The following is a 6,330-nucleotide window of genomic DNA, read 5'->3' on the forward strand; positions in this document are numbered from 1 at the left end:
TTCCAGTCCCCCGCCCAAAGGAGCCCGGCCCGCCTCCACCAAGCTATGGGCCCTCCGAGGTGCGGCTGATTCGCGGGGTGGTGGTGGTGCGGCTGGACAACCTGGTGGACCGGAGCGGAATAGATCTCCTGCGGGAGGCTGTTCGTCGCCATGAGGGGCAGGCTCGAGGCTACATTCTTGACCTACGGGGCAACCCCGGTGGGCTGGTGCTGCACATGGCCGAGGCCGCCGGTGTATTCATGCGGGGGGTGCCCTGGCGGCTGGTCGGCCGGGGCCTAGGGGCGCTTCCCCTCCCCACCGTTCCCTTCCTAGGCCCCCCAGAGACCCAAAAGCCCCTGGTGGTGCTGATAGACCGCCAGACCCACTCTGCCGCTGAGGGGCTGGCCGGGGCCCTAAGGGGGGCTCAGCGGGCCTATTTGATTGGCACCCGCAGCGCGGGCAACACCGAGGCCCTGACCCCCTACTGCTTCCCCGATGGAGGGGTGGCCCTGGTCGCAAACGGGGTGCTGGCCCCCCTGAGCGGCCCCACCTGGGAAGGGCGCGGGGTTGAGCCCGACCAGGTAGAGCCGGACCCCCAAAGGCAGCTCGAGGCCGCCCTCCAGCACCTGTTGAACCCCCGCTAGGGCATCCGGGTCGTCCGCACCACAAACCTCCAGTGAATCGGGTACTCGAGGTCCGGGTCTGGGTAGGCCTCGCTCACCCACTGAGCAAGCTCGGCAATGGAGGAGCGAAAAACCTCCTCTGGTACTTTCCAGGTAAAGGAGTAAATGCGCTCGAGCAGCATCTCCAGGCTGGCCCGGGGGCTACGCATCTCCACCCACTCGGCCACGACCTTGCTCCTTGGCTCCAGCCCTTGGCGGAGCAGCTCCTTTTCCACCTCGCCCAGCCGGGCTTGGTGCCGGCCCCGCTCTAGGCGGTGCCCCATCCGGGCCAGAATCTCCTGCCACTTCTGCTGAATACGCCAATCCTCACTCTCGCCGTTGGCCTGGTCCCACCCCTCAAACAAAAACCCCCCCGGACGCAGCACCCGCAAACACTCCTGCAAAGCCCTCTGCCAATCCTCCAAAAGGTGCCAAAGGTGCACGGCAATCACCGCGTGGAGGCTGTGCCGCTCAAAGGGCAGCGCACAGGCGTCGGCCTCAACCAGCCTGGCCTTTCGGGCCACCCCCGCCACTTTTTGCCGCAAAACCTCAAGCATGGCCGGGTTGTTGTCCAGGGCAATGTAGCGGTACCCTCGAGCAATGATGGGCACCGAAATACGGCCCGTGCCCGCCCCCACCTCCAAAAACAACGGGTCCCGAAACACCTTCTCCACCGGCGTGGTAATCGCCGTGGCGATTCGTCCCGAAACCTCAGGCGGATGGTAGCGGGTACGGTCGTAGGTGAAGGCCACCCGACTGAAATGAGAAGACATGCTCGGTTTTATGATAGCAACCGACTTATAAATTGCAAATCATACTGTGAAGCCTAAAAGCAAAGTGTGAAGCAAAGACACCCGCTATCCTCCCCTCCCCCCCCAAAGCTCCACCGGGTCGCCCTCCCGCAGGCCGAGCTGCTCCCTGGCGTTGCCCAGATGCACCGCCACTTCCAGCAACCCTGCGCTGCCCACATAGGCCAGGGCCGCACCCACCGGCACCTCGGCGTAGTGGGTGGCCACGGGTATACGGTGGTAGCGGATGCGCACGGTCTTTCCCCGAGCCTGGGTCGGGGTAGCCAAAAGGGTGGTGATGGCGTTGCCGAAGCGGTCAAAGGTCAGTATCTCACCCTGTCGGCCAAAGTTCAGATGGATGGGCAGGCGCAGCAGCTCCCGCACCGGCAGCTCCGGTCCGAAGCGCGTCGGCTCCACCCCCGAGGCCAGGTGGGCCGCCACCGGCCCGAAGACATCCCGCCCGTGAAAGGTAGAGGACTTCCGGGGTAAGTGGTAGGCGGGGTCTTCCAGCAAATAGGCCCTTCTGGGCGGGTCCTGAAGGTAGGCCAGGGTCAGCAGCCCGTTGTCTGGGGCCACATAGAAAAGCCGCTCGCCTACCACCAGCACCGCCCGGCGGCTCGAGCCCACCCCTGGGTCCACCACCGCCAGCACCACCGCCCCCCGGGGCAGGTAGGGGACCGATTCGTACAGGATGTAGCTGGCCCGGCGCAGGTCCCCTGGGGGCAGGTTGTGGGCCAGATCGTGCACGGTAAGTCCGGGCGCCACCTGCCGCATCACCGCTTTGACCACCGCGGCATAGGGGTCGGCCAGGCCAAAATCGGAGAGAAAGTAGACCTCCCGCACCGGCGCCTCCAGCCTTCAACTCCCCAAAAGCGTGCGCACCCAAGGCAGGTTGGCCACCAAGGCCAGCACCACCCCGGCCAGCACCCAGGCCACGGCCCCCGCCAAGGCCCCTCGGGTGCGCAGGTAAAGCCAGCCTAAAAACAGCCCCGCCATCAGAAAAAAGAGCGTGGGCCCAGGGATAACCAGGGCGAACAACACCGGAACCATGAGGCCCGCGAGCTCCTTGTAGCGCTCTTTGAAGACCGGATAGCCCACCCCCCGGACCACCAGCTCGAGCAGGGCCAGGCCGAAAAAGATGGGGTACATGGTGCCTAGACCGGCCAGGTTCAGCGGTTTGGCTAAGTAGGCGTATAGCCCCAGCAGGCCCAGCACCACCAGCCCCGCCCAGGTGCCCTCCACCCAGTTGGCCCGGGGCCCTATGGCGTTGGCCATACCCTCCTTCCCCATGCGCCGATAGGCCAGCAGGAGGGCAAAAGCTCCCAGAAGAAAGTAGAATATCGGCCGCACCACTTGGCCCTGGTAAGGGGTGAACAAGACCAGCAAGTTGTGATAAAGAAGCCACCCCGCCCCCACCGACGCCAGCGCCGCCAGGACCAGGCTAAGCAGAAGCCAAAGGTGCAGGGTCCCTGGGCCGAACCGCCGCTCGCTGCCCATTTCCACCGTGCGCATGGGCTCAATCCGGCTCTCCCCATACAGCAAAAGCCCCAGGTAGACCAAGAGCAGCACCAACCAGGGCCAGACCTTCCCCAGCAGGTTGCTGGGCAGGCTCATCCGGGAGGAGAGCTGGCGGAGCACCAAAGCCCCCTTATCAAACTCCCCCTGGCCGTAGTAGGCCATGGCCAAAAGCCCTAGCGCGCGGGTGTAGTCGGCGTCCAGAGGCCCCAGCCGGGGCAGAACCGCCTCCAGGGTATCGGCTGCCCGCTGGATGTCCCCTGAGAGCCACATCAGGCGGGCCTTGAGGACCTGCTCCTTGGGGCTATCCCCCAACAGGCCAATGGCCTCCTGGGGGCGCCCCAGCCGCTCAGCCAGCCGGGCTGCGCCCAGCCGGGCCTCCTCCAACGGCGCAACCCGCCGGAAGAGGGCATAGGCTTCCTCGTAGTTGCCCAGGGCCTCGTTGATCTGGGCCCGCAGCAGCACCGCTTCGGCGCTGAAGCCCCGCGGCAGGTGGGAAAGCGCCTCCGCCGGGCGTCCGGTCATCAGGAGGTAGCGGGCCGTGAGCAGGGCCGTTTCAGGGTCCTGCGGCTCGAGCTCAGCCGCCCGCTGCAGGTAGACCTGGGCCTGCTCGAGGTTGTTCGCCTCCAAATAGATGCGGGCCAGCAGCCTGAGGCTGGGCAGATGGTTGGGGTTGGCGATCAGGGCAAGCTCGCAGGTGGCTCGGGCGCTGTCTGGCGCACCCCGCTCATACAAACCCCTGCACTGGGCGTAGTAGCCTCCAGCGTCCATCTGGGCCCATCCCGTGAATGCGAATAATGCGATTCCTAAGGCGAAAGGAACCGCTCGTAACGCTGCCATGGGGGTAGTGTAACACGAGCATTGTGGGCTCTTGCCCAAAGATGCACATCCGGTAAAATCCAAGTCGGAGGAAAAAAATTATGAAGGGTTCAATTTTTTTATGGCTGGCCTCCTTCCTGCTGGTGGCCTTCGCCCAAAGCCCTAGTGCAGTAGAGCGCCTGATCGACGAGGGTAGGTTCCAAGAAGCCTACGAGGCCGGGCTACGCCTGGGCAGCGCCGATGGCCTGGTGCTGGCCGCCAAGGCCGCCAGCTACTACGCCGGCTACATCGCCAAGGACAATGAGAAGGCCGACTGGTACGGCCGGGCCGAGGCCGCCGCCCGCCAGGCCCTTCAGACCAACAGCGAGAACGCGGAGGCCTACTTTGAGCTGGCTCGCGCCCAAGGCCGCCTCTCGCAGTACCGAGGCATTCTGGAAAGCCTGGGGCTGGCCAGCAGCATCAAGGAAAACCTGGACAAAGCCCTGCGGCTGAACCCCCGCCACGCTGGGGCCCGGGTGGCCTTAGCCCTTTGGCACCACTCCCTCATCTCTAAAAACGTGGGCTGGCTCTACGGAGCCAACGGCAACCAAATCCTGCCCCTCTTCAACGAAGCCATCCAGCTCGAGCCCCAGACTATCATCCACCGAGTAGAGCTGGCCGGGGTGCTGGCCGCCCAAGGGAAAAAGGACGAGGCCCGCAAGCAGTACGAGGCCGCCTTGGCTCTACCCCCCAGGACCGCGGCCGACCGCTACGACCAGGAACGGGCCCGGCGGGAGCTAGCCGGGCTGCGCTAGCCGAGACAGATGGGGGCAGTCGGGCCCGGGGGTGGTACAATTCCCCTCGGGCCTGGCCCTTTTTTAGCCTTCGCTTTACTGAGGAGCTTTGATGAACGACCCTTTCAATCGCATCCTTGGGCACAATCCAAACCAGCGTGTCGGCGTCTTTGTGGACACCCAGAACCTCTACCACTCGGCCCGCGATTACTACGGCCAAAACGTCAACTTTGAAAGCCTACTGCGCTTTGCCGTGGGGGGACGCCAGCTTGTCCGGGCCACCGCCTACGTGGTGGAGCGGGAAAACGACACCTCAGCCTGGCCCTTCATTTACAAGCTCTCCACCATCGGCTTCCGGGTGCGCCGCATGCACCTCACCCTCAAGGAAACCACCGACGACGGCCGGCCCATCTACGAGGGCAACTGGGATATGGGCATCGCCGCGGACATGGTGCGGCTGATGCATACCCTGGACGTAGTGGTCCTGGGCAGCGGGGACGGGGACTTCGTGGAAATCGTTGAGGTGCTGATGGAGAGGGGCATCCGGGTGGAGGTCATCGCCTTCAAGGAAACCACTTCACAGAAGCTCATAGACGCGGTGGACCGCTTCATCCACCTGCCCGAAATTGAAAACGCCTTCGTCCCCAGCAAAGAGCGCCATCCTATTCCCCGGGGGGAGCAGTGAACCTGGAGGATTTTGACTACCCTCTGCCCCCCGAACTCATCGCCCAAAAAGGCGCCGAACCCCGCGACGCCTCGCGGTTGATGGTGGTGCACCGCCAAAGCGGGCGGCTCGAGCACCGCGTCTTCCGCGACCTGCCCCACTACCTACGGCCTGGGGACGTGCTGGTGCTTAACGAGAGCAAGGTCATCCCGGCCCGCATTTTCGGCAAGAACCCTCACGGAACCTCCATTGAGGTACTGCTGGTGCGGGAAAAACCAGACCGTCCAGGGTGCTGGGAGGCCTTGCTCAAGCCCGCCCGGCGGGTCAAGGTGGGGCAGACGCTTTCCTTCCCCGACGGCCTGAGCGCCACCCTAGAAGGCCTGGAACCTGACGGGAGCCGCGTCTTGCGCTTCCATGGAAACGTCCGGGAGCACCTGGAGAGGATTGGCCAGCCCCCCCTACCCCCCTACATCCGGGCCCCCGTGGCGCCGGAGCGCTACCAAACGGTCTACGCTCGCACCCCCGGCTCAGTGGCCGCCCCCACCGCCGGGTTGCACTTCACCCCAGAGCTGTTGGAGCAAATCCAGAAGATGGGGGTGGAGGTTAACTACGTTACCCTACACGTGGGGCCTGGCACCTTCAAACCTGTGCAAGGCCCCCTCGAGCAGCACACCCTGCACCAAGAACCCTACGAGGTCCCCATAAAGACCGCCTGGGCCATAAATCAGGCCAAGGCCGAGGGGCGGCGGGTCGTGGCGGTGGGCACCACCGTGGTGCGAACTCTGGAAACCGCTTGGAGGGAGGGGGAGCTCCAGCCCGGCAGGGGCGAGACCCAACTCTTCATCCGCCCGGGGTTCCACTACCGGGTGGTGGACGCCTTGATTACCAACTTCCATCTGCCCAGGTCCACCCTCCTGATGCTGGTCTCGGCCTTCATGGGCCATGAACTGATGAAGCGGGCCTATCAGGTGGCCGTTGAGGAGCGCTACCGCTTCTACAGCCTGGGGGACGCCATGCTCATCCTCTAAACCTCCACCACCTCAAGCGCACGCTCAATGATCCGGGCGGGGTTGCCCACCACCGTAGCCCCGGGGGGCACCGATTTGGTCACCACCGCTCCAGCCCCCACC

General features: G+C 64.8%; 7 protein-coding genes. 4 read left to right on the plus strand and 3 right to left on the minus strand.

Translation table 11 applies throughout. The features are described 5' to 3' along the window. The coding region (locus tag Mlute_RS13535; protein ID WP_220452086.1) for a S41 family peptidase at positions 1 to 623 on the plus strand (623 nt) is incomplete at its 5' end. Here the strand turns inward: Mlute_RS13535 and Mlute_RS13540 are convergent. From Mlute_RS13540 to Mlute_RS13550, 3 genes are all read right to left on the minus strand, one after another. Then, the gene (locus tag Mlute_RS13540) at positions 620 to 1,414 is read right to left on the minus strand and encodes a class I SAM-dependent methyltransferase (protein WP_119361122.1); all 795 of its coding nucleotides are present in this window, start codon (positions 1,412 to 1,414) and stop codon (positions 620 to 622) included. The genes Mlute_RS13535 and Mlute_RS13540 overlap by 4 nt on opposite strands. An 84-nt stretch (positions 1,415 to 1,498) precedes the next feature. Then, positions 1,499 to 2,272, minus strand: a complete 774-nt coding sequence (locus Mlute_RS13545) for an SAM hydrolase/SAM-dependent halogenase family protein (RefSeq protein ID WP_119361123.1) — start codon at positions 2,270 to 2,272, stop codon at positions 1,499 to 1,501. 15 nt (positions 2,273 to 2,287) lie between these two features. Next, complete coding sequence (locus tag Mlute_RS13550; RefSeq protein WP_245958986.1) at positions 2,288 to 3,715, minus strand: CPBP family intramembrane glutamic endopeptidase; 1,428 nt, start codon at positions 3,713 to 3,715, stop codon at positions 2,288 to 2,290. A gap of 149 nt (positions 3,716 to 3,864) precedes the next feature. Here Mlute_RS13550 and Mlute_RS13555 point away from each other — a divergent pair, with 149 nt between their 5' ends. The 3 genes from Mlute_RS13555 (at position 3,865) to queA (ending at position 6,228) form a co-directional block, all read left to right on the plus strand. Further along, positions 3,865 to 4,557 carry a tetratricopeptide repeat protein gene (locus tag Mlute_RS13555; protein ID WP_182482574.1) on the plus strand — a complete coding sequence of 231 codons (693 nt, stop codon included), beginning with the start codon at positions 3,865 to 3,867 and terminating at the stop codon, positions 4,555 to 4,557. Between the two features lie 91 nt (positions 4,558 to 4,648). Next, positions 4,649 to 5,221, plus strand: a complete 573-nt coding sequence (locus Mlute_RS13560) for a LabA-like NYN domain-containing protein (protein ID WP_119361125.1) — start codon at positions 4,649 to 4,651, stop codon at positions 5,219 to 5,221. Next, positions 5,218 to 6,228 (plus strand): tRNA preQ1(34) S-adenosylmethionine ribosyltransferase-isomerase QueA, encoded by a 1,011-nt coding sequence (gene queA / locus Mlute_RS13565; RefSeq protein WP_119361126.1) that lies wholly within the window; start codon positions 5,218 to 5,220, stop codon positions 6,226 to 6,228. The genes Mlute_RS13560 and queA overlap by 4 nt, the downstream gene beginning before the upstream one ends. Positions 6,229 to 6,330: the final 102 nt, after the last annotated feature.

Origin of the sequence: Meiothermus luteus (assembly GCF_003574085.1) — a bacterium.
GTDB classification, from domain to species: domain Bacteria; phylum Deinococcota; class Deinococci; order Deinococcales; family Thermaceae; genus Meiothermus; species Meiothermus luteus.